The 25,094-nt window shown below is 46.6% G+C and carries 16 protein-coding genes; all 16 read left to right on the top strand.

Annotated elements, in window-relative coordinates:
• The first annotated feature begins 76 nt into the window (after positions 1-76).
• Positions 77-1,675 (top strand): glycosyltransferase, encoded by a 1,599-nt coding sequence (locus tag GX089_15775; protein NLP03953.1) that lies wholly within the window; start codon positions 77-79, stop codon positions 1,673-1,675.
• 186 nt (positions 1,676-1,861) lie between these two features.
• Positions 1,862-2,746, top strand: a complete 885-nt coding sequence (locus tag GX089_15770; protein ID NLP03952.1) for a flagellin — start codon at positions 1,862-1,864, stop codon at positions 2,744-2,746.
• 339 nt (positions 2,747-3,085) lie between these two features.
• A complete protein-coding gene (locus GX089_15765; GenBank protein ID NLP03951.1) occupies positions 3,086-7,786 on the top strand; it encodes a tetratricopeptide repeat protein in 4,701 nt (1,566 codons plus the stop codon).
• Between the two features lie 82 nt (positions 7,787-7,868).
• On the top strand, positions 7,869-10,367 hold the full coding sequence (locus GX089_15760; GenBank protein NLP03950.1) for a fibro-slime domain-containing protein: 2,499 nt from the start codon (positions 7,869-7,871) through the stop codon (positions 10,365-10,367).
• Positions 10,368-10,409: 42 nt separating this feature from the next.
• Complete coding sequence (locus tag GX089_15755; GenBank protein NLP03949.1) at positions 10,410-12,746, top strand: hypothetical protein; 2,337 nt, start codon at positions 10,410-10,412, stop codon at positions 12,744-12,746.
• A 139-nt stretch (positions 12,747-12,885) separates the two neighbouring features.
• A complete protein-coding gene (locus tag GX089_15750; GenBank protein NLP03948.1) occupies positions 12,886-13,419 on the top strand; it encodes a nitroreductase in 534 nt (177 codons plus the stop codon).
• Positions 13,420-14,073: an RluA family pseudouridine synthase gene (locus GX089_15745; protein NLP03947.1), complete on the top strand. Its 654-nt coding sequence runs from the start codon at positions 13,420-13,422 to the stop codon at positions 14,071-14,073.
• 91 nt (positions 14,074-14,164) lie between these two features.
• Positions 14,165-15,433 (top strand): diaminopimelate decarboxylase, encoded by a 1,269-nt coding sequence (locus GX089_15740; GenBank protein ID NLP03946.1) that lies wholly within the window; start codon positions 14,165-14,167, stop codon positions 15,431-15,433.
• A gap of 8 nt (positions 15,434-15,441) precedes the next feature.
• Positions 15,442-16,617, top strand: a complete 1,176-nt coding sequence (locus tag GX089_15735) for a phosphoribosylaminoimidazolecarboxamide formyltransferase (GenBank protein ID NLP03945.1) — start codon at positions 15,442-15,444, stop codon at positions 16,615-16,617.
• 100 nt (positions 16,618-16,717) lie between these two features.
• Complete coding sequence (locus GX089_15730) at positions 16,718-18,244, top strand: proline--tRNA ligase (GenBank protein NLP03944.1); 1,527 nt, start codon at positions 16,718-16,720, stop codon at positions 18,242-18,244.
• The gene (locus tag GX089_15725) at positions 18,228-19,922 is read left to right on the top strand and encodes a hypothetical protein (protein ID NLP03943.1); all 1,695 of its coding nucleotides are present in this window, start codon (positions 18,228-18,230) and stop codon (positions 19,920-19,922) included. Before GX089_15730 ends, GX089_15725 begins: the two co-directional genes overlap by 17 nt.
• Positions 19,923-20,085: 163 nt before the next feature.
• Complete coding sequence (locus tag GX089_15720; GenBank protein NLP03942.1) at positions 20,086-20,955, top strand: NmrA/HSCARG family protein; 870 nt, start codon at positions 20,086-20,088, stop codon at positions 20,953-20,955.
• A gap of 224 nt (positions 20,956-21,179) precedes the next feature.
• Positions 21,180-21,743: a hypothetical protein gene (locus tag GX089_15715; GenBank protein NLP03941.1), complete on the top strand. Its 564-nt coding sequence runs from the start codon at positions 21,180-21,182 to the stop codon at positions 21,741-21,743.
• 32 nt (positions 21,744-21,775) lie between these two features.
• Complete coding sequence (locus GX089_15710; GenBank protein ID NLP03940.1) at positions 21,776-23,443, top strand: mechanosensitive ion channel family protein; 1,668 nt, start codon at positions 21,776-21,778, stop codon at positions 23,441-23,443.
• A gap of 8 nt (positions 23,444-23,451) precedes the next feature.
• The gene (locus GX089_15705; GenBank protein NLP03939.1) at positions 23,452-23,973 is read left to right on the top strand and encodes an O-acetyl-ADP-ribose deacetylase; all 522 of its coding nucleotides are present in this window, start codon (positions 23,452-23,454) and stop codon (positions 23,971-23,973) included.
• Between the two features lie 275 nt (positions 23,974-24,248).
• Entirely contained in the window at positions 24,249-25,088 is an 840-nt protein-coding gene (locus tag GX089_15700; GenBank protein ID NLP03938.1) for a flagellin, read from the top strand.
• Positions 25,089-25,094: the final 6 nt, after the last annotated feature.

Raw genomic sequence — 25,094 nt, 5'->3', positions numbered from 1 at the left:
AAGTGTCTTATGTCCGAACTTGTACACTTTAAGTGTTCAAATTCTATGAAGGGTTTGGGATGATAATATGGATAGTATGAACCTGAAAATATTCAAGGCTCAGTCGGGAATGCTTTCAGCAAAGCTGGTAAAACAGGACGGTGCGACAATTCACCTGCACTCTCTTGTCAAACCTGAAGAGGAGTGGAAATATTTTGATGGCCTTCAGGTCTGGGGAGACAGATTAGTCCTGCTCGGGACAGGCCTGGGATATCACCTTCCCGGAATTGTAAAGAAAATTCCCCATGGCTGCAGGGTGATGCTCATCGACTATTACGAAGAACTCCTTAAAAACTGCAAAAAAGAGTTTTTTTCGGAAATCCAGACAGTTGAGATCTCATCTGTAACTCCTGACAAGGAGCACCTGATCAGTTCATTTCTGCAGGGTGGATGCTGTCTACAGTTCATCAGGCATCCTGCTTCAGTTTTCGCCAGGAGAGAATTTTATAACCAGCTTACTAGCCTTTTTTTTCCTGAAGGTGAAGGATCTAAAAGCGGCAGCGCACTTGTGCTTCACGGAAAGTTTTTTCTTCAGGAGGAGCTCTGTAGAGCATTGTCCTCTATTGGAATGAGAGCGGTTCCCTTTGAATATGGAAAAGCCGGCTCTGCCCTCAGTTATGAATCGAGACTTCAGTGCCTGATTCAGTCGGAAAAGCCTGATGTGATTATCTCTGTAAACATGCTGGGTTTTGATGGGAACGGGATGCTTCCTGAGCTGGCAACCAGGAGTGGAATCCCGATTGTAGTGTGGTTTGTTGATGATCCTCATCCGATACTGCTCCATCAGCGTCAATTTATAAATAAGAATATGGCTGCGTTCTGCTGGGAACGGGCTTATCTTCCTTTTCTCAAATCATCCGGTTTTGGATCCGTAAAATACCTCCCGCTGGCTGCTGATCCGGAGATGTTTCCATTTACAGAAGGAAAGTCTTCCCTGTGCAGGCTGGGTTTTGTGGGAAGTTCAATGGGAAGGAAATTTCTCTCCGGAATTGCAGGTAAATTTCTGTATAAGGATGATATGGAACCTTTTGTTTACACCTGTGCACAGAAGCTTCTGTGCTCGCCCGCCCGGATCGATTCCATAATGGAATCCGTATGCAGGGAAACCGGCTGTGTTTTGCCTTTTACAGATGAGCGAAATATGGTGTGGCTGCGGTCGTATATTATCCATACCGCGAGTATGATGCGCAGGAAACAGATTGTGGATGCTCTGATCCCTTGTGGCCTGCAGACATTTGGAGATCCTGAGGGATGGAGGGAGCTCTGCGGTGGAGAGCTTATCACAAATCCGGATATAGACTACCGAACAGGTCTGGCCGATATTTACAGACGAATTGATGTGAATGTAAATATTACCAGTTGTCAGATGCCATCAGGAGTGAACCAGCGGGTTTTTGATATACCACTCTGTGGAGGTTTTGTGATAAGTGATCCTCAGGAGGATCTGGGAGAATTGTTTGCAGACGATGAGGTGGTTACCTATTCATCTGTCGAACACTTAAAAGAACTTGTTACCCGCTATACTGCAAATGAGAAAGAGCGGCTTGTGATTTCAGAGCGTGCAATGAAGAGAATTAAGGGTGAGCACACATATTATCACAGGGTAAAAAAAATTCTAAGTGAATTGGGCTGTTAAAAAAAGACTAAAGCCTGATTTGCGTCTTGTCGATATTTGTTAATGAGAACTTCGGAGAGGGGGAAAAAAAGAGACAGGAAAGAAGTTCTTTGCTCAGTTCTTTATAGTTTGGCACGGATGCCAAATATTCACCACCGATGATGCCTTTTCACGCAGGGGTGTCATTGTAAAACAAGGAGGTTTCCAATGCGTATCAATCATAACGTCCCAGCAATTGTCACCCAGAGTGCCCTTTTCAGAGTAAACCGGGATCTTTCCAAAAGCCTGGAGAAGATGTCTACGGGTCTGCGGATCAATCGCGCTTCTGATGATGCGGCTGGTCTGGGAGTCTCTGAAAATTTGAGGACACAGGTCAGAGGTACTGATCAGGCCATAAGAAATGCCCAGGATGGAATAGCGGCGGTAAGCATCGCTGAAGGAGCGGCAAATGAGATATCCGAGATTCTTCAGCGTATGCGTGAACTGGCGATCCAGTCTGCAAACGATACACTCACTTCAGTTGAACGCGGGTACACTAATGCCGAGTACCGTCAGTTGATTACTGAAATCGACCGCATAGCAGAGGTTACCAACTATAACGGAATGAAGCTGATCTCCTCAACAGGTTCATCATCTAATGAAAGGTTTGGAATTGGTGGAGTAGGAGGTGATGAGGGTTCCGCGCTGTGGATCGACGCCAATTCATCATATGGTGTGGACAGCATCACTGTTACAATTGACACTCTCACCAGTGACCAGTTGGGAACAGAAGGAAATACTATTACATCAACATACCTTACTTCCCAGCCTGCAGCCGCCACAGCGATTTCTGTTCTGGATGTAGCAATAGACAGTGTTAACACCATGCGTTCCAACATGGGTGCCTTTATCAACCGTATGGAGCATGCTATAAATAACCTCCTGGTTTCAAACTCCAACCAGCAGTCTGCAGAATCAACAATCAGAGATGTGGATTTCGCACAGGAAACCACAAGATTCACAAGAAACCAGATTCTGACCCAGTCTGCAACGGCTATGTTGTCTCAGGCAAATATGATTCCTCAAAGTACACTTCAGTTACTTGGTGCCTGAGGACAACATTTACTGAAATTGCCGGGGGAGCGGTGGAAACCGCTCCCTTTTTTTTAATTTCTGTTTTTTTTTGCCCCAAATCCCTCTTTATGTTCCATTATTCCTTATTCTTTTTTCCTTATTTTCAGATAGAGAATGGTATGTACAAGTATTATTTTGGTATTAGGGAGAGAGTATATTTTCCTCTGTGTAAATTTTTTGCAATCAGGTTGCAGTTGGTTATCAGATGGGTGAAAGGTCAAATTTATGCGGTTGAACCGGATATTTTCGACGTTCTTGGTCTGGTTTGCATTCGCAAATCTTTCCGCACAAGAACCTGCTCCTGAGCCTGAAGTTAAAATGCCGGAAAAGGTTGTTTTCCTTCTGGGCAGGGCAATTGATGCATCTTTGAATTCCGAAGACAAGTGGATGGCAGCGGTTATAGAAGCTGTGATGGAGTTTAAGCTTGCTGCATTTGAAAACGTGACACTTGTCAGCCCAGATCTGGTTCGCAAGCATGTCCCCGATCACTCAAATCTCTCCAAAGTACCCGACGATACCGATTATCTCAATGCTGCAAAAACACTGAAGGCTGATTTTGTTGGTATTCAGAGATTTGAAATCTCTGCTAGGGACAAGAGTGTCTTCTATTACATGGAGGTTCACTCTGTTCAGACTAAAAAAATCTATACCACAATAGAGCGAAACTTCAAATTAAACAGAATCGGGGCAGAACTCGATGAAATTCTTCTTTCTCTGATCAAGGAACTGAAGCAGACGGTTCCACGTGACCTGACCCGCTTTGTCAAACTTCCTGCGGTCGGAGAAGACTACAAGGTTTTAAAGCAATTAGGCGATTGTATTATTTCTGAGAGGTTCAGCAAAGGAACTGATTCGACCAAAGTGGCCGATGAGTACAGAAGAATCTGCGAGAAAAACAGAAGCGTGATAGTGGGTTACCACAGGGCGGGTATCTTCTTTGAGGCGGTGGGCAGAAACAGTGATGCTGCAGAGGCGCTTAATTTCATCTTCATGTCCCTTCCGGAATACCTCCCCGTTTATACCCCGCTGGCCCGGAATTTCCGTAAAGCCAGAAGGTTTGAAGATGCTGTGCGGATCGCCATGCTGGGGGAACAGCGTGGTTTGAACAAAGGCGAACTCCTTTCAGAGAAAGCTCTGGCATACGAGGGATTGGGAAAGAAGGATGAAGCCGAAGGAGTATATAAAAAGATTATTGCCAATGATCCGGATGATCCCTTTGCCCTGCTTTTTTATGCACGCAGAAGCAATGATGAAGGGAACGGGAAACAGGGGCTTGAGTACTCCGAACGATTGATAAAGGCGGGTAATGAGCTTGGGAGAGCCTACATAGAGCATGGCCGCAGTCTTATGCTTCTTAAAAAAAGCGAGGAGGCGATCAAGGCATTCACAGATGCTAAAACTCATCTTAAGGGAGATCCGGAGCCAAGTATTTATCTGGGCGACCTTTTCGTATCATCGGGCAAGTACTCCAGGGCACTTCAGCATTACGAGGAGGTGCTGAAAAAAACGCCTGATAATGTGGATCTATTTATGAAAGCTGCTTCCGCGGCTGAGAAATCAGGCGATACTAAAAAGGCTCTCTCAATTCTTAAGCAGATTGAACCCCGCTTCTCAAACCACGGAGGACTTCAGAGGGAATTGGGTGTGCTATCACTTGCCAATGGTGATTCTGCCAGAGCTAAAGTGCATCTGGAGGCGAGTGTCAGGGCTTCCACTGAAGATCATCGGGTGTTGATGGGGTTGGGCTGGATCTATCTGGGAACAGGTGAACTGGATAAATCATTTGCGATGTTTTCACGCGCTTTGCCTCAGGTAAAGGATAAAAGCAAGTGCAAGCTGGGGCTCTCAATGATTTACATCAAGCGTGGCGAGACCAGTTCAGCTCTTTCTCTTCTGCAGGAAGTTTCTCCGGAAGACCTGAGTGTGCCTGGTTTAAACAGGCTGCTTGGTGATGCCTTCCAGAAGAAGGGCGACAAAAAACAGGCTCTGACCTATTTCAAAAAAGAGCGTACAATCAACAAGACAGCCGACACAAGCCTTCAGTCCTCGATCGCCTCTCTGGCATACGAGGTCTCCACTGCGACAGAGGCCAGGACTGAATACCAGGAACTTGTCAAAAGGGGAGCCGGAGGTGCACATGCTCTATACAGGTTGACAATCATCTCCCTGCGGCTCAAGGACAAAGCTGGAGCTCAGTCTTATTATGCCAAAGCCCGGAAAGCGGGTGAAACAGATGCCGAGACCTATTTCCAGATTGGAAAAGAGTACGCCGTTATTGGGGCGCAACAGGACGCTGTCTCTGCCTATGAGGCATGCGTAAAGAAAGACCCGTCCAGGGAAGATGCATGGATGGAACTGGCTGGAGTGCTGGAGAAATCGGGAAAAGACAGTGCTGCTGCAGAGGCATTGATGAGGCTTTTTGCCATAAATAATGAAAAATACAAGAGTAAACTTGCCGAAGCCGGAAAACTCTTCCTGAAAAGCGGAAATAAAGCCAAAGCTAAAAGTGTCTTTACTACATTTCTTGATAGAAAATATGTTGACAGCAACATCAATCTCCAACTGGCGTATCTGGAATTTGATGATAAAAATTACAAGGCTGTAATCAACCATCTTCAAGGCTTTCCCCCGTCAAAGATAAATGAGCGGGAGGCCTGGATGTTGGCTACTGCTTACTGCAACACCGATCAGCATGCCAAAGCGGAAACTCATCTGACCTTTTTGCTTAGTAAGAATCCCCGCAACCTGGAAGCGATCGAACTCGCTGCCAGTGTTTATGAGAAATCAAACAAGGTTACAAATGCCATCAGCATGTACAAAAAGTATCTGGCTCTGGCTGGAAACCACAAGGAATACTCTTTCCGTCTTGCGGAACTCTACGAGAAGCAGAACATGAAAAAGGAGGCCGCGGCCCAGTATGAGATTAATATCAAAGCATTCAAGGATGATCCCCGGAGTTTCCAGCGTTTAGGTCGGCTTTACTGTTCGATGCAGCAATGGAAGAATGCAATAAGAGTGCTGGAGAGGGCTTTGCGGTTCAGTGATGTTCCTAATGATCTGCAGGGTTTGCTTGCCAGGGCACAAATAAAAACAGGCGATAAAAGTGCCGCTGTAGAAAATTACCGCCTGTATCTCGAGAAGGCGGGAAGGGATTCTGCTGCCTGGTATGAGCTTGGAAACCTTTACTTTGAGCAGAAGAAGTATGCTGAAGCGGCGAAAACTCTCGAGAAAGCATCTACAATGATGGGCAGCAATTTCGATCTCTTCAAGAAAATCGGAATAGCATATGTAAGAGCCTCAAATCTCTCAAGTGCCGTGAATCCTCTGGCCAAAGCCCTTGAGATCAACAACAAGGACATTGAAATCATAGATATGCTTGCCAGATGTTACAGGGAAACCAAAAACAGCAAGCAGTTGACAGACCTTCTTATCAAATGGGCTCAGCTTGACAGTAAAAATGTCCAGATACGTATGGAACTGGCTGATCTGCTCCTTGCTGCTTCGAAAGCAGCCGATGCCGCAAAGGTGCTTGAGGAAGCATCTTTGCTGAAGAAATGCGATACCGATCTGCATATAAAACTTGCCCAGATCTATGAGAAGCTTGGTAATAACGAAAAGTGGCTTTCACAGTTAAAATCTGCAGCTACCTGTTCTCCGAAAAATGCGGACCTGCAGTTTCAGATTGCCCGTTACTATTACCAGTTGAAGGATTTTGCAAAAGCAGAGGGTTATCTTCGTAAAGCTGTCAGTCTTCAGTCTGGTCACATAGAGGCCAACTACATGCTTGGCACCTGCCTTTCCATGCAGAGTCAATACAAGAAAGCGATCAACTATTTTCACCGGGCTGTCAGCGGAGAACCTTCAAACAACAATTATCGGATCAATTTGACTGAGGCCTATTACTGGGTCGGTGCTTTTGAAAACGCACTAAAGACCATTCGTCCGGTTGTGAAGGGGGATAAGGCCCCGCCGGCTGCACTTAGATGGGCCGGGTTGCTTTACAGGGCAACAGGTAATAACGACACTGCAAAGCAGATTCTGGAAAATGCAATCTTGGTCGACAAATCCTGTAGTGATTGTTATGTGGCTTTGGGAGATATTTATTTCGAGGAGATGGACTACCGCAATGCCTCAAAGCATCTCCAGATCGTGGTAAACACCATGGAGTACGATGAAGTAAATTCGGTTAAACTGGCTCAGTCATATTACAAACTTGGTAAAATAGACCAGGCCAGAGATATTTACCAAACGATCACAGTCAAGAGTCCGCGTAATGGGGAAGCTCTGTACCGGCTCTGTAATATTCATCTTAAGAACAATAATATCCCTGAAGCTAAGGCGATACTGGCCAGAAACACAAGTAATAAGACCGGGTGGTACTATCTTGCCAGCGGAGAGATAGCTGAGGCCGAGAAAAACCTCAAACAGGCGATGGCTGATTTTGCCAAGGCGTTGAAGATGATTCCCAATGTGTCGGAAGTTCAGTATGCAGCCGGAAGAATAAGCCTGGCAAGGCGTAAGTATTCAAATGCTATCACGTATTTCGGAATGGCTATGGCTGGTGATCCTGACAATGTCCAGTTGATCCTGGATCTGGGGAAAGCCTATGAGGGATCTCAGGACTATCCTACAGCCATGGATCTTTACCAGGAAGTTTTGCGCCGGCAGCCGGATCATCCGGATGTTCACTACTGCATCGCCCGTATCACAAGCAAAAGCAAAGATCATGCAAAAGCTATAGAAACTATCAAGGAAGGTATCCGGCAGAACAAGAAAAATGTAATGCTTTACATGGCTTTAGGGCATGAGTACAGGATGATGAAGAAACAAGATGATGCTTTAGAGGCTTATCTGAGGGCTGTGAAGATTGATAAAATACAGGCTCTGGAGGCTTTCAGGCATATCGGAACTATATATTATATTAAAAAAGACGAAAAAAAAGCAAAAAAGTTCTTTGAGATGTATATTAATGAAGGTGGACAGAATGCAAAAGTGAAAGCAATCCTTAAGAGATTGTAGCACCGTTTCAAAGGGAAAATATGGGTCAAGGCATAAAATTCTGCAATTTAAACGCTTTTTTTGCCCGCAGAAGGGGGGGGTTATGAAACGCTTTACCCTGTTTTTCTTCCCAATTCTTCTTATGATGTCGTCCGCTCTTTCCCAGCAGTACCCTGACACTCTGTGGATTCAGGTGACTTTCTACGATTTTCATGCGGACGGAACTAATCCCGAATTCGAGCCTAATCACAATGGAGGCCTTAAACAGGGGATGGTGGCCGATACACTCTCGGCTGACCGTAAACCGGTTCTGGGTCCAAAACCATTCTTTAACTATTATGTCGACAAATGGTTCCGCCCATGGACTCCGGGTGATTCTACTGTCCCGGTCTACACAGACAGAAATGGTACTTTGGGGAGTATAACAACACTCGACCATGATACAGCTTTTAAAAACATCGTTATCGTGGACTCCCTTCCTTTTATTCATGCTGGCGATGGTGTATACGAGTTTGAACGGAGTGGAAGAAACGGTACTCCGGAGTTTTTCTGGATCGATGGCAAGGGCTTTGGTGATGAACCCTCCAGATATCGCCACAACTTCTCCTTCACCATGGAACTTCATACGACTTTTACCTACAAGAAGGGACTGACGTTTAACTTCCTTGGTGATGATGATGTCTGGGCATTTATCAACGGAAAACTGGCCATGGATCTTGGCGGGATACATGGTTCACAAGCCGGTACTATTAATCTGGATAGTATCGCCGCTGAGTATGGCCTTGTTGAAGGCGTAAAGTTCCCCTTTGATTTCTTCTATGCAGAGCGTCATACAACCAACAGCACAATCAGAGTATCGACAAACCTTTTTACTCCTCCTGCCATACTGAGGCTTTATTCCAAGCCGGGAGCACCGGATGTCAATGGGAATATACCTATGGGGGGGGGCGATACAATCCGTGTCGGGGAATTATTCAATGTTTATGCACATGTTTTTGACAGTAGTGTCTGGAAACCGGAGTGGGATAGTCTTGTTACATGGGAGTTAACCGGTGCAGATGGAAATGTCACTTTAATTTCCCAGACTGATGGTATTGCACAGCTTCTTCCCACCAAAGCGTTTGGCACGGTGACCCTTACGGCGCGTTTTGTTAATCCCAACGATCCTACTCAGGCTCCGGCAATTGCTTCAGTGAGGCTTTACATCGGCCCCGGGAAACCGCATCATATAACAATCCAGCAGACCCCCGATATTATCCAGACGACAGACAGCAGTCTTGATTCACTGCTGATCCCTGAGAATGTAAACAGTGCAACTTTATATGCTGTTGTACGGGACAGTCTGGGTAATTTTATCCGCTTTGCGGATAATGCCCAGTGGCAGAGTACAAATCCGCAGGTGGCAACTGTAACTCCGGAGGGGAACAAATACCAGGCGGTCGTGGGAAAGGTAAACGGCGGATTGACCCAGATCAGAGTCACTGAATCGAATCTGATACCGGCGGTTGTTAATGTGATGGTCAGGACAACTCAGATCGAGCTGAGTTCGGCTGTGACAAGGGATAATAATGGAAACGGCTATCTTGATAGAATCGATCTGACATTTGACGCCTCGGTTGTAATCACAGATGATATGATTCCTCTTTTCCGGATTGTAAATGGAGGGGTAGTATTCACTATTGACAGTATCAGGGCCTCAGGCGGGAACACTTTCAGTGTGTATTTAAAAGAGAAAACTGGTGGTGAATTTCAGACTGGCTGGACACCACGTCTTTCCATCCAGGGTGGAACTGACCTGGTAGCGGTACACGATTATGTCTGTACGGATGGAGCCGGTCCAGTTGTAAGCAGGGCTCTTTACTATCCCGGTGCTCTGAGAAGCCAGCAGAGTACATCCGGAACACCCGATACCATAAAAGCAACCATCAGTGAGCTTGTAAACTGGCCTCCCAATCCTGATCCTAACGCTCTATTTTCTTATCACCGGGGTGGAACCCGTGTTTCAGACGCCTTCTCTTCGATTTCTATTCTGGATGACAGTACTGCACTGCTGGTTGTTTCCGATAAAATAAGTGTCGAGACCGACAGAGACAGTATCCAACTGGCATCATCGGGAAATGTAAAAGATAAGGCATCAAACAGTCCGCCGGCTAATGGACGTAAAGCTCCAGTGGAGTGGGGTGCTGTGAGTATAAATTATATTCCCAGCAATAATCCTTTTATACCGCAGAAGACAAAGATTTCTACTGCAGTTCAGAATTATTATGCTCCTGTGATTCAGAAGCAGGTCGCTGTTGAATTTGCCAATAAGGAATACGGGACTGTAATAGGAATTCAGGTCAAGGGTAAACCGTTGCAGGAGATTCCTGGCCCTGTTGACAGCACTTTTGGGAAAGCGGTTGTTTATGATGCTGTCGGGAACATCGTGAGGTCAAATCTGTACGTGTTCAAGGCTGCCGGGAATGATTACGGAATTTACTGGGACGGGACCAATGACAACGGTCGGCTTGTCGGAAGAGGGATTTACCTTGTAAGAGTGGTAACCACAGACGTCGCCAGAAAGACCAGAATTGGCAATATTAAAGTTGCAATACAGAGATAAACATCGGTTCTTTTCTAATACAAAAACGGAGAGAGGCGGGAGATGTTAATTAGAAGGACTAATTACTGGGTAATACTACCTTTTCTTTTCCTGCTGACCAGCCTGCAAACTGTGCGGGCGGATGGTCTGGCAGGTGAATACCTTCTTACTCAGCGTTGGCGTGACATGATAGCTCATCATTCGCCGCTGACCAATGCGGCCCTGATGACAGAAGAAAATTACGTCTCCATAAGGGTAGCCTTTGCTCCTATACTGTCTGGAGAGTTCAAACATGTGGAAGTTGGTGTTGTTGTTCCTATCGGGCTTTATCAGTCGGTGGGGGTAACGGTACTGGGATCCCCGGAGGGTACAGTGACGCAGGGTCGGGATACAGAGTCAGGTCAGATTGTCCCGGGAGAGTCCTCTTTATCTAACCTGAATGCATTTGTCATGTTTTCCTATGCGTGGCATTTCTGGGATAAACTCTCAGCCGGTATTAATTTTAACTTAGCTTATTCCAGTAATTTCGGTGACTCCAGGAGAGGTACAGGAATTGATATCGGGATTACCTACCGTCTGCTTCGCCATGCTTTACTCGGGGATCATGTGCTTGGGCTTTCAACCATAAACCTTATTGCTCCCACTATGGGAAAATCCTATATGCCGGATTTTAAAAGTACCGGCCAATATTCAAGAGATATCAAGTTGTCATGGATTGCCAACTACTGGGAAAGAAGGCTTGAGAGCGCGCTTGATATCGATATTAAAGATTTCTGGGCTGCCAAGGATGAATTCAGGCTCAGTGATGGAGGAGTGAGCCTGGCAAAAAAGATCGAATGGGACATCAATCTGAAACTGGGTGCATGGCTTCTGCGCATGTTCAAACTCTACCTTCAGTTCGGTTTTGATGAGGATGCTATTGATTACTGGGGAATGGCATTTGGAATCAATCTTCCCTCTGTCAATTCAGGCCGCGACCTGGAGCTTCTTTACCAGTACAATATCATGACAGAGGCACAGAATGATGCTACGGGTCATACTATTTACGGCCGGATGGATTTCGGGAAGCACAGGGAAGAGGCTTTTGCCAGAAGGATGGCTCGTCTTGCAAGCCTGTCTCCAAACGAACTCTACAACAGGGCCCGTCGTCTGTATTCCGAAAAGAAATACTGGGATGCCTTCTTCGTTTTCAGCCGTATCCTCGTTGAATTCCCCGATTTCTTCAAGAACGACTGGGTGCAGTACTATCGCGCCAGTTGTCAGGAAGAGCTGGACATGAGAGAGATGGCAGTAAAGAACTACGAGAACACCAGGAAGGAGTTTCCGCTCAGTACTGCTGTTCCTCATGCTGATCTGGGTCTGATGAGAGTTTTCTACCGAAACGGCGATTTTTCAAATGTGACAAATCAGTTCATTGAATTGAGTAAACCCAATGTTCCCGATTCGCTCCGTTTTCATGGCGCTTATCTGATGGGGCAGACCCATCTGCAGACAAACGACCTGCAGAAAGCAATTCAGGTCCTCTCTATCGTTCCTGAGGAACATCCTGACTACATCTTCGCTCAGCACGCAATTGCCATCGCACGGGCCCGTCTGGATTCAGATATGAGCGAGATTGTAATGGCTCTGGAGAATTGTGTCGGGGCCAAAGCTGAGACACCTGCACAGAAGGAAGTCGTTAACAGATCTTATCTCTTCCTGGGATATATCTTCTATGAAGAGAACACTCTGTCCAAAGCAGTTGTGGCTCTTAGAATGGTTCCTACCACCAGTTACTACGCTGAGGATGCATTACTTGGGCAGGGGTGGACAGCGCTTAAAGCCAGACAGTGGACCGACTGTATCTCTACAGGACAGTTGCTCAGCAAAACATCCCAGAAGGGTATTCTGCAGTGTGAAGGTATGCTGATTCAGGCTTATGGCCATCTCCTGCAGAAACAGTATGCGCAATCACTCGCGCTTCTGAAAACAGCTTCGGAGAAGATAAGAACTTTTTCTACACCAAGTGAGGATTCTCTTAACTACTCACGGATGCAGTATGAAAGCAATCGTATGTCTCACAATTTCATGGCTGATAAAGTCGATAACATCTCTATGGTGGGACAGACTGCCACCATGGGTACTCAGGCAGACAGCCTCCGCAGCGAGCAGGATAAATATATTGCTAAATTCAACGAATACTTCACATTCTCACGCGAATTTGGCCGTGCAGCTTTCTTTGCCCGGTCGATCGATGCTGTACGGGATGATATCGATTACGCCCTGGCAACGGTACAGAAGATCGTTGGCCAGTCCGGTATAGAAAAAGTACAGCAGCAGATGGAGGAGGAGCAGAAGCAGATCGATGCTGAGATCGAGAAGCTGAAGAGAGAGATGGAAAAACTGCAGAATCAGGAATAACCTGTTGAATCGGTACTGAGAGTTATTCGCCGCCATACTATCAGTATAGCGGCGAATTCTTTTTAAGTCCCCTTTGAGTACAAACAATCCATAAATCAGAGTTTATCCGAAGTTAAGAGGAAGAGAAGTGAGGAGGGATATGGATTTTATCGAACTGATAAAGAAGAGATACTCTGTGCGCGGCTTTCAGGAAAGGCCTGTAAGTGATGAACTGGTGTTGAAGGTGCTGGAAGCGGCAAGATGGGCTCCATCGGCCTGCAACAATCAGCCCTGGAATTTTATAGTGATTCGTAGCACGGAGTTTAAACTGAGACTTGAGGCGGTTTACAACAGACCATGGTTTCTGGCTGCGCCGGTTATAATTGCAGCATGTTGTGACAGAAACATATCCTGGAAGAGAACCGATGGGAAGGAATATGGAGATGTTGATATTGCCATAGCATTGGATCATCTGACCCTTGCTGCCGCGGAAATGGGTCTGGGTACATGCTGGGTAGGTGCTTTCAATTATCCGGAGGCATGCAGGGTGTTGAGGCTTCCTGATAATGTTGAGCCCGTGGCTTTTACTCCTCTGGGATATCCATCCATCGAGCGATCCACTAAAAAGCGAAAAGAACTGGACCAGATAGTGCATTGGGAGCATTTCGGCGGCAGCAGGGAAGATTTGAAGTAGATGCCTTTACAGTCCACGCGTTTACAGATACTCTATGAGGACAGTCATCTTATTGCCTTGAACAAGGAGCCCGGGACGATTGTCATTCCCGGAAGAGGAGTCAGTGATTCAGACACTCTGGTAAGGAGGCTGGAGGATTACTGTGGGGGAAAGATATTTGTTGTGCACAGGCTGGATCGAGAAACCAGCGGGGTAGTTCTTTTTGCCAGGGATGCATCGACTCATCGGGAACTGAATCTTCAGTTTGAAAAAAGAGAGATCAACAAGGTTTATCTGGCTGTTGCAGAAGGGATGATGGATGGTGAGGGGGTGATCGATAAGCCGCTGTATCAGTTCGGATCGGGACGGATGGGGGTGGATTCAAGGGGGAAAGAATCTCTAACCTGCTACAGAGTACTTTGCAATCTGCGTAATTCAACACTTCTTGAGGTCAGGCCGCAAACCGGCAGAAAGCATCAGATAAGAGTTCATCTCTACTCCATAGGACATCCGGTTCTTGGGGACAGGCTCTATGGCTATTGTCGTCCAGTAGGAGGAATTACCAGGCTGATGCTCCATGCCTATCGGATTACCTTTACTCTCTCAGGAAACCGCAGGACAATAGAAGCTCCCCCTGATCAGGAGTGGGAGAGGATTATTAGCCAGCTTGGCTGAAAGTAGTGACAACTTACAGGAAAAATCTTATTTTTCCGATTCTTGTGTTTAAAGCACAGCAATATTCTTTAACTGGTTTTAAAGGGTGAATATGAGTGTGAAAAAGGTTCCATTTACTGCGGAACAGATAAAAAAAATTATTGAAAAGTATCCGACTCCTTTTCATATATATGATGAGCGTGGGATTAAAGAGAGTCTCAGGACACTTATTGATGCATTCAGTTGGTCTGAGGGTTTCAGGGAGTTTTTCGCGGTCAAAGCCGCGCCTAATCCTTATCTGCTCAAGATTATCAAGAAGGGAGGAGGTGGAGCGGACTGCAGTTCTCTGCCTGAGCTTATTCTGGCACAGAAAGCCGGAATTACCGGTGAGGAAGTGATATTTTCTTCCAATGACACACCGGCGCAGGAATTTAAAAAGGCCCGCGAGATGGGGGCTATAATCAATCTGGATGATATAACTCATATTCCGTTTCTGGAGAAGTATGCAGGGATTCCTGAACTGATCTGTCTGCGATACAATCCCGGGCCCTCAAGAACCGGCAATTCCATCATCGGTAATCCCAGTGAGGCGAAATACGGTTTTACCCGTGAGCAGCTTCATCAGGGGTATCGGCTGCTTAAGGAGAAGGGGGTGCGTCGTTTTGGACTTCATACGATGGTGGCTTCAAACGAGCTTAATCCCCAGTATTTTGTGGACACTGCGGTGATGCTCTTCGAGCTTGCGGTTGAAATTTACAATGCGGAAGGTATAAGATTTGAGTTTGTCAATATGGGCGGAGGAGTGGGAATCCCTTACCGTCCTGATCAGAAGCCGGTTGATCTGAAGGTGGTCTCTGACGGGGTAAAGGAAGCCTACGAGCGCATAATCGCCGGTTCCGGTTTACATCCTTTAAAACTGCAGATGGAGTGCGGAAGGGTGATTACCGGACCTCATGGGTACCTCGTGTCAAGAGTTCTTCATATCAAGAAGACCTATAAAACCTATGCCGGCCTTGACTCGTGTATGGCAAACCTTATGCGTCCTGCACTCTATGGTGCATATCATCATATCACTGTAATAGGTAAAGAGAATCTGGATGCCGCATGCAAATACGATGTGACCGGGTCTCTGTGTGAAAACAACGACAAATTCGCTATTGACCGTATGCTGCCGTCGCTGGACCCGGGTGATCTGGTTGTCATACACGACACCGGCGCGCATGGTCATTCGATGGGATTCAACTATAACGGGAAGCTTCGCTCTGCGGAACTGCTGCTCCGGGAGAACGGAGAGGTGGTTCAGATCAGGCGGGCAGAGACAGTCGATGATTATTTCGCGACTCTTGACCTGGCGGGACTTCCGGAATTTCAAGCCACATAAAGGGACTCATAATGTCAAATGAACTGCTGCTAAGGTATGGCGCCAACCCTCATCAGGCATCAGCCCGGATTTTTTCGGGCAGAGGAAATCTTCCGCTCAAAGTGCTTAACGGAAGCCCCGGATATATAAATCTGCTGGATGCGTTAAACTCATGGCAGCTTGTAGCAGAGCTGCGCAAAGCTACCGGGCTGTCTGCGGCTGCTTCTTTCAAGCATGTCAGTCCGGCCGGTGCAGCTATTGGACTGCCATTGACAAAAGAACTCAAGAAAGCCTTTTTTGTGGAGGATATGGAACTCTCTTCCCTCGCTTCGGCTTACGCCAGGGCAAGAGGCGCGGACAGGGTATCGAGCTTCGGGGATTTTGCCGCGCTGAGCGATCCTGTTGATCTGGCTACCGCACGGCTCCTTAGATGTGAAGTATCTGACGGTGTGATTGCTCCCGGGTATGAACCCGGAGTTATTGACATCCTTAAAGAAAAGAAAAAAGGCGCTTATGTGGTTCTGGAGATAGATCCCTCATATCAGCCGCCGGAGATGGAAACCAGAGAGGTTTTCGGAATAAGCTTTGAACAGAAACGCAACACAATAGAGATTACCGGTAATTCTCTTCAGAACATGGTAACAGAGAACAAGGAACTGCCTGAGGATGCAAAGCGGGATCTTATACTGGCACAGATCACGCTTAAATACACCCAGTCTAATTCAGTCTGTTTCGCTTATGGGGGGCAGGCTATAGGAATAGGAGCCGGGCAACAGTCAAGAATTCACTGCACAAGACTTGCCGCATCCAAAGCGGACCGCTGGTTCCTGAGACAGCATCCTATTGTGCTTGCACTCAAGTTCAAAGAGAAGATTGGCAGACCGGAGAGGGATAATGCCATAGATCAGTTTTTGGAGGAGAATCTTACCCCGGCTGAACAGTATACATGGCAGAATAATTTCGAAGTGCCGGCGAATCGGATGTCAAGTGAGGAGAAAAGAGAGTGGCTCAATCTGATGAACGGAATATCGCTTGCATCTGATGCGTTTTTTCCGTTCAGGGATTCTATTGACAGAGCACAGCAGAGCGGCGTGAAATATGTTGTTCAGCCCGGAGGCTCTAAAAGGGATGACATTGTGATAGAGGCCTGTAATGAGTACGGGATGGTAATGGCGTTCAGTAATATCAGACTCTTTCATCACTGATCCATCCGGGACTTTTTCTTTGATATTGAAACTTTACACCTGAATTCCGGTCAGGATTTATTGTAAACTGGAATTTTACGGATCTGGTTAATGGAGGCTTATGGCTGATAAAAAAGTTCAGAATGCGATTTCTCCCACAAGGGAGCAGGATTATCCTGAGTGGTACCAGCAGGTAATACGTGCGGCGGATCTGGCGGAAAATTCCCCTGTGAGGGGCTGTATGGTTATAAAACCCTGGGGTTACAGTATCTGGGAGAATATTCAAAATGTCCTGGATGCCAAGTTCAAGGAAACCGGGCATAAAAATGCCTATTTTCCCCTGTTTATACCCAAGAGTTTTCTTGAAAAAGAGGCACAACACGTTGAGGGTTTTGCCAAAGAGTGTGCGGTTGTGACTCATCACCGCCTCGAGGCTGGTCCTGAGGGCAAGCTTATTCCTGCTGGAGAGCTGGAAGAGCCTCTGATTGTCCGTCCCACATCCGAGACTATCATTGGTGAGATGTTCGCCAAATGGGTACAATCCTATCGTGACCTGCCCCTGCTGATAAATCAGTGGGCAAATGTGGTCAGGTGGGAGATGCGTACAAGACTTTTTCTGAGGACTGCCGAGTTTTTATGGCAGGAGGGGCATACGGCTCACTCTACATCGCAGGAAGCGGTGGAGGAGACCATGAGAATGCTTGATATATACGCGGATTTCGCAGAAAACTATATGGCTATGCCTGTGATCAAAGGAGAAAAAACAGAGGGAGAGCGTTTCCCAGGTGCTGTTTCTACCTACTGTATCGAGGCAATGATGCAGGACAGGAAAGCGCTTCAGGCTGGGACATCCCATTTCCTGGGGCAGAATTTCTCCAAAGCATCGGATATAAAGTTCCTTGATTCCACCGGTAAAGAGGAGTATGCCTGGACCACATCGTGGGGAGTCTCCACACGGTTGATCGGGGGACTTATAATGACCCATGGTGACGATGATGGTCTGATTGTTCCTCCAAAGCTGGCACCATCTCATTTGGTAATTCTTCCAATGATACATGATGAATCTACCGCAGGAAATGTGATAGAATATTGTGAGAGTCTGGCAGCGGAACTGCGCGATGTTCTGTTTGACGGACGCAGGATCGTGGTGGAAGTAGATAAACGGGAAGGCAGGGGAGGAGAGAAAGTCTGGTCATGGATAAAGAAAGGTATTCCGCTTTATCTTGAAATCGGACCCAGAGATATCGCATCCGATTCGGTTTTTGTGGGAAGGCGTGATAAGAGCCGGAAAGAGAGATATTCTCAGAAACGCAGTGAATTTGTTGCAGGGATTTCATCTCTTCTTCAGGAAATACAGGACAATCTTTTTCAGAGGGCAAGGGCTTACCGGGACAGCCACATCAGGCGGATCGACAGCAGGGATGAGTTTTACGAGTTCTTTACACCTGCAAATCCGGAGAAGCCGGAGATCCATGGCGGATTCGCATTCAGTCACTGGAATGGTTCTGAAGAGGTGGAGCAGAAGGTTAAAAACGATCTTAACGTGACAATAAGGTGCATTCCACTGGATTCTCCAAAAGAGGAGGGAAGGTGTGTGATTAGCGGAGAACCATCTTCCAGGAGAGTCATTTTTGCAAAAGCTTACTGAGATTTGCCGTATCTGTTTCAGAAGCAGATTTTCAGACCGTATTGCCGTTCTGCTTGCTGCGGTTATTCTTGTCAATTCAGGTGCATCGGGCAGTGAACCAGACAAAAGAGGGGTTGTAGCCGCCTCCATAAGTATTCCTGTAGCTGCAGCAGGAACTGCTGTGGCTACTTTTTTTATTGTACGCGGCATAAAAAGGGATCGTCAGCACGGGGATTCAGTAATCGCGGCAGTGAGCTCGATTATCGACAGCTCACGCATTCTCTTTGCAGAGGATAAATATGACCAGTGTGCGTCCAGGCTGAAAAGCGCCCTGCCGTTGTGGGATCAATACAGCCACTACTGTCATAAAAGAAAGAGATCCTCACAGTGTACAAGTATAGATTCAATAAATGAGTCAATTTCCAGGTGCGAGTTTCTTCACAGTATAAGATCTGAGACTTTTCTGCTGGATTCATTAACAGGACTGCTGCCTTCAGGGCCTGACGAACTTGCGGAAGCCGATCGTCACAGGGTAATCGCTTTGACCGGCCGGTGCAGGCAGAGAATCGACAGCATGATGCAGCGTTATCCCGACCGTGTGACCGACTTGGAACACGGGTTTCAGCGTGCTGTCCTGGGCCTCGACAGGGTGGACAGTCTCTTCAAGGTCATTTATGACCAGCAGAGGGATGATTTCAACTATAAGAACAAGTTCTATTACAACAGAGCAGTTGAGTCCGGGGATTCGATGGCGCTCAGGAATTTCCTTACGGATTGTGATTACTATCAGATTGAAAAACAATGGTGCGGCAGGGTACGTCTGGCACTGAATCCTGCCTGTGCGGATGTGGATGACCAGGTGGAAACAGCGCCTCCATCCCAGCCGGTTAAGAAAAAACTTACTGCTGTGGACTCGATGAAGATCCGGTATGCGGAGATTATGAGCTCTGCAAGGATAGATCTGCTTGAGGATTATCTTAAAAGGTATTCAGGGAAGAGATTCAGGAAAAAGGATTCCAGAGTTGACAGTGTCAAGGCAGTGCTGGACTCACTTAACAGGATTGTGAAAGCTGAGGAGCAGTTCAACAAAGATCATCCTTTATTCGTAAATGCTGATCAGGCTGATCTGGCCATCAATGTTCTGGGGCTTTCCGAAAACGTGGAGAGGCTTTTCAGTGAGATTCTGGAGCAGAAGAAGCCGGAACTTTTGAATGTAAACGGTATGCGTTTTCCGGCCGTGATCAAAATAGATTACTCTGCTACTCCTCCTATACTGTTTGTAAATGCATTCCTGAACAGCAGGAGGGATGTGGAAAGGACATCCGGAGATGAGGAGGTCCTGTTTTCACTTCCCGGGGTTTCACAGTTGATGGGTCTGCTTAACTCTGTAAAACTGGGAGTGATCTCTGAGATGGAGAAAAGGGGTATCACTGATATGGCCCAGATGAAAAGAATCAGAACTGCAGCTTATGTGGTTCGTCTGAACCGGAGCGCATCGGATTGTATCACTTTCTATGCAAAAGAGAATCCGAATGCTGGAACGGGAGGTTCGTCTTTCCTTTATTACGACTTTTTCGATATTTCATTTCAATCCAGCCGCAATATTCGTTTAAGTGGTGACACATCGCATACCATACAACTGGTTAAAGATAAAACAGACAGCCTGAAGTACCGGCTCTGCACAGATTTTTTTCAGTGAGAGCACCACCTTCACTTTTTAAACGCTTTACATATGCTTGCTCTCTGTCCCGGGCAACATAAAGACAGGACTCCCCGTAATTTTTTCAGATACCTCAAATGTGCAATTGAGATTGCGCTGACAGATTAAACGGAATGGCAGTACTGCATAAGGAGTGCGCATTATGGAAACTGCAGACAAGATTATACTTGTGACAGGTGCTACCGGAAAACAGGGGGGAGCCGTGGTAAAGCATCTTCTGGCTGATGGATGGAAGGTGCGGGCATTGACCAGACATCCTGATCATGCTGAGGCGCGTGCGCTCGAGAATTCCGGGGTAGAGGTGGTTAAGGGTGACTTCGATGTGCCATCAACACTCGATGAAGCTCTGAAGGGGGTTTATGGTGTATTCAGCGTGCAGCAGCCGCTTGACAACGGGGTGGATCGGGAGATAAAGGAAGGGAAAGCCCTGGCAGATGCCGCAAAGAGTGCTGGAGTAAAGCACTTTGTGTACAGCAGTTATGGGGCAGCTGATCTGCAGCCGGGTGTTCCTTTTATTGACAGTAAATGGGAGATAGAGGAGCATATTCGAAAACTTGGATTGAACTATACAATTTTCAGACCGGTTTTCTTTATGGATAATCTGCTTGAGCCTGAGATCAGGGATTCAGTGTACAATGGAGTGCTTCCAATGGCACTTGACTCTGAGATGCCCCTGCAGCTTATCTGTGTCGATGATATCGGGGCATTAGTGGCGCTTGCTTTTAAGGATCCCGATAAATTTATGGGAGAAGCGCTGGAGATTGCTGGTGATGAGATCACCGGTAACCAGATGGCTGAAATCCTGAGCAGAAGCACAGGCAGGAAAGTGGAGTTTCAGCAGACAGATATTGACAAAGTCAGAGAGCAGGGTGCTGATTTCGCCATGCTTTTTGACTGGCTCAATATTCAGGGATTTTCAGCGGATATTGCTCAATGTCGTAAACTGTATCCGGGCCTGAAGACTTTTGAGACATGGGTATCGGAGACGGGATGGCACAAAGCAGCGGCGTGATCGTCGGTCGGCGGCATCAATGCCGCCTCTAGCCAAATAAAGCCCGGTGAACCGGGCTATTCCATCCCGGTTCACCGGGGTTCTCTTTCGTTGTGGTGGCATTTATGCCGCCGCCGCAATCTACACGGCATTTATGTCGCCAATATATTTATTTTAATTATTTCCTGCTGGACCTTTGTTTCGCAGTACCGATACTGACCCCTTTTCCCGATTTGGAGTTATTGATGAATTTTTCAGCTCCGGTTTTGCCTTTAATCATCGTAGCAGCTTTTTCCTTCTCTTTTTCTCAGGACAGCCTTGAACTGAAAAGAGATTCTCTTCCCGCAGCAGCAGAAAGTCAGCAGAAAAGTGCTATTCCCGGTGTTGTGACTTCTGTCAGCGGGTTCCAGAGTTCCATTGATAAAGCGGAAAAAGAAAAGAACAGGAGGGAACTCTTATCTATAAATTTATTCCGGATCAGGGATAATCTGGTTCACAAACTCAATGAGAGTATTGACAATTCAAAAAGAGAGATTACCTCACTTTCGAATAGTTTCGCAGAGTTTAAAGTGAGGCTTGGTGATGATGATTACCGGGAAAGGTTTTTTTCTCTGCTTATAATGGTGGCAATTTGCATAGGAGCTGCTGTAGCATGCGGCATCCTGCTGTGGAAAACCGGAAGATTTCTCAAGACTCTGTCGGGTAAAGAGCCTGGAAATTCCGGACGGCTTGCCGGGCGGGTTACGTATTTTTCAGCAGGGTATCATTCCCGTTTTCTCTGGCTGTGGGCGTATTGTGTTTACTGGTGATTCCCTGGGGTGAGCCGGTATCATCACTGCTGATGAAATTTGCAGCGGCTGCAGCCATTTACGGTTTATCGGTTGCACTGATCCAGTTACTCTTATCTCCCCGTTTTCCCCGGTTCCGGGTTATCCCTTGGAGTGACTCCACCAGTACGGTCTTTACAGGAGGAGCTGTCTTTTCCCTGCGCTATTCTCTTTTTGTCTATATCGCATATAATCTATTTCTGATACTTCAATGGAAGACTCTCTCTTCCGTACTTTTCAATCTCTATTTGATTACAATAACAATCCTGATCCCGGCATTTATATACAAATTCAGAAAAGCCTGTTCATCATCTGTAGTAGATTATGCCCTCAGGCATGGTTTTCTCTCTTCCAAAACCGGTTCAACTGTGAAGTTTATTCTCTCCAGGTTCTACCTAGTCCTGTTTTTACTCATGGCAGCACTCAGTACAGCCTCAATATTTAACAAGCAAAAACTCTATTCATATCTTCTTCAGTCAACAGTAAAAACACTGATTCTGTTTTCAGGGATAGCAGTTTCGCTGTTTATCTGGAATTTTATTTACAGGAGAATCACCTCATTTATCTCAGGCAATCCTTACCTGGGTATTTATGATGTCCGTGCCAGACAGATTCTTGGGAAGGGAGGGCACTGCCTGATTCTGCTGTCGGGTTTGTTTGGCCTTGTCAATATCTGGGGAACAGACTTCATGTACATCTTTAAAACCGATCTCCCCTTTTGGCGAACAGCAATTCACATCATTACTATCATTGCCATTGCCTTCGCAGCGGTTCAGGTGCTTAACATCATAATAATGAAGTTTCAGAAAGAGGCTGCGACAAGGATGATTTCATCGGATAAAAGCAGCCCTATGGAGGTAGAGAAGCGGGTTTCTACTTTGGGCAGTATTTTCAAGAGAATCGTTCTGATATCTGCTCTGTTGATAGCAGCGATGATGATAATAGATGAACTGGGTTTTGACATAAAAGCGCTTCTGACCGGACTTGGCGTAGTAGGTGTGGCTATTGGTTTCGGGGCACAGAATCTGGTGCGTGATGTGATAAGCGGACTGTTTGTCATCTTTGAGAACCGCATAAGGGTGGGAGATGTAGCCATCATTAACGGCACGGCGGGGCTTGTGGAACAGGTCAATCTCCGCACATCGGTACTTAGAAGCTTTGATGGTACGGTGCATGTATTCCCCAATGGTTCTATCACGAGTCTTTCCAATATGACACACAAATTTTCATATTATGTTTTCAATATCAGAGTTGCTCTTAAGGAGGATATCGACAGGGTGGTCTCTGTGCTTCAGGAGGTCGGAAGAGAGGCGATGGAAAATAAAATCTGTAAAGAGGGAATTCTTGAGCCTCTGGAGATCCTGGGGTTGGACTCGTTTGCGGATTCAGCGGTGATAATAAAAGCGCGTGTAAAGACTCTCCCCATAAAGCAGTGGGTGGTAGGGAGGGAGATGAACCGTCTTATAAAGAAGCGATTTGACGAGAAGGGAATCGAGATCCCGGTTCCGCATACAAGTGTTTACTTTGGTGAGGCCAGCAAGCCGGTTTCACTGAAGTTTGATGGCTACTCTGTAAGCAGAGAGGAGATAAGGGCGATATTGCGGGAAGTGCTGGCAGAGCAGGAGGAGAATAAGGCAAAAGGAGAGGAAGAAAGAGATTACAGGGAAGGGGTAAAATCATGAACGAAGGCATATCTGGTATGTCTGTGGTTCTGGCAGACATAACAAAACTGGATACTGATGCGATAGTAAATGCCGCCAACAGGACCCTTCTTGGGGGAGGAGGTGTAGATGGTGCGATTCATCGTGCAGCAGGCCCGGAACTTTTGGAGGAGTGCAGGAAACTGGGCGGCTGTGATGTGGGCAGCGCGAAGATAACATCAGCTTATAACTTGCCTTCAAAATATGTAATCCATACTGTTGGTCCGGTCTGGAGAGGAGGTGCTGAGGGTGAACCGCAGTTACTGGAGAGTTGTTACAAAAACTCACTTCTCCTTGCCATGAAGTATAAATGTCAAAGTATAGCTTTCCCCTGTATCAGTACAGGTATTTACCGTTACCCGCCTGAAGGGGCGGCTGTTATAGCGGTAGATACGTGTTCTTCTTTTATAAAAGAAAACGGGAATAAGATCAGGATTACATTTGCTTGTTTTTCCGGGAGGGACCAGGAGATATACGAGGGGCTGCTTAAGAGAAGAATTGCTTGTGAGTGAGTGGGAAATCATCTTGAAGGTGAATTTTTGATTTAAGGGATTAAGTCACGATTTCACCTCAAAGGTGAATTTGTGATTTAGCTCTCGGTACAATTCTTGCTGCATTGCAGGTAATACCTGTAATCCCATCGAAAAGATCTCCTAAAGGCATTTCTCTATGGCATTTTTTTCAAAATCAGGATAAAATTTGCAAAAAAGGCTAAAGTTTGAGAAAAATCTGCCGATAAATATAAGGGGAAGCTGTTTTTTAAGAGAATTTTACAGGGAGGTGTCCAATGCAAGTCCAAGGTACAGGACCGCAGTTTGCCGTAAATGGGCGCAGTACCGAACGGGTGCTGAAGAAAACAAGCAGGGAACTCAAGAAGATTCTGGAGCGACTTTCCACTGCCAAAAAGATTAACCGGGCAAGTGATGATGCGGCGGGGTTGGCAATAGCCGAGCAACTCGATACCCGTATCAGAGGCTTCAAGATGGCTTCGCGCAATGTGGAGGACTCCATGTCTGCTCTCAACATTGCCGATGGTGCCGCAACGCAGATCTCCAGTCTGCTTCAACGTCAAAGAAATCTGGCGATTCAAGCCCGCAATGATACTCTGACCGACAAGGACAGGCAGACTTTAGATGTCGAGTATCAGCAGATTACAGCCGAAATCAACCGTATTTCCACATCAGCTCAGTTCAACAGACAAGGGGTAAGCGGCGGAGAGGAACTGGCATCAGGCGATGCGATTATCCAGGCTGGGCCTGAGATAAGTGACCAGATAACCTTTCCGGAGGTGAATTTCGGAGCTGCTGCTCAGGATCTGGCTTTAACATCGATTGCTACATCCAGTGATGCTGAAGCTGCGATTTCAGCAATCGACAATGCTCTGAATTCGGTCAATGCGCAGAGGAGTACTGTAGGGGCGGCATTCAACAGGCTGGAATCCGCTATCAATAACCTTTCTGTAGCAATGGTTAATACCCAGGCTGCAGAATCGGTTTTACGTGACCAGGATATGGCGGCAGGCCTTGCGGAGTTAACCAGAGAAAGATTACTTCAGGAGGGTGGAATAAAGGCGTTCAGCAGATTCAATCAGATTACCCAGAATCACATTATGGGGCTTTTGGGCTGATGCCTG

Origin of the sequence: Fibrobacter sp. (assembly GCA_012523595.1) — a bacterium.
In the GTDB taxonomy this organism is placed as follows: Bacteria; Fibrobacterota; Chitinivibrionia; order Chitinivibrionales; family Chitinispirillaceae; genus JAAYIG01.
The sequence above is the reverse complement of the archived record's forward strand: the minus strand, read 5'-3'. Positions and strand labels throughout refer to the sequence as shown.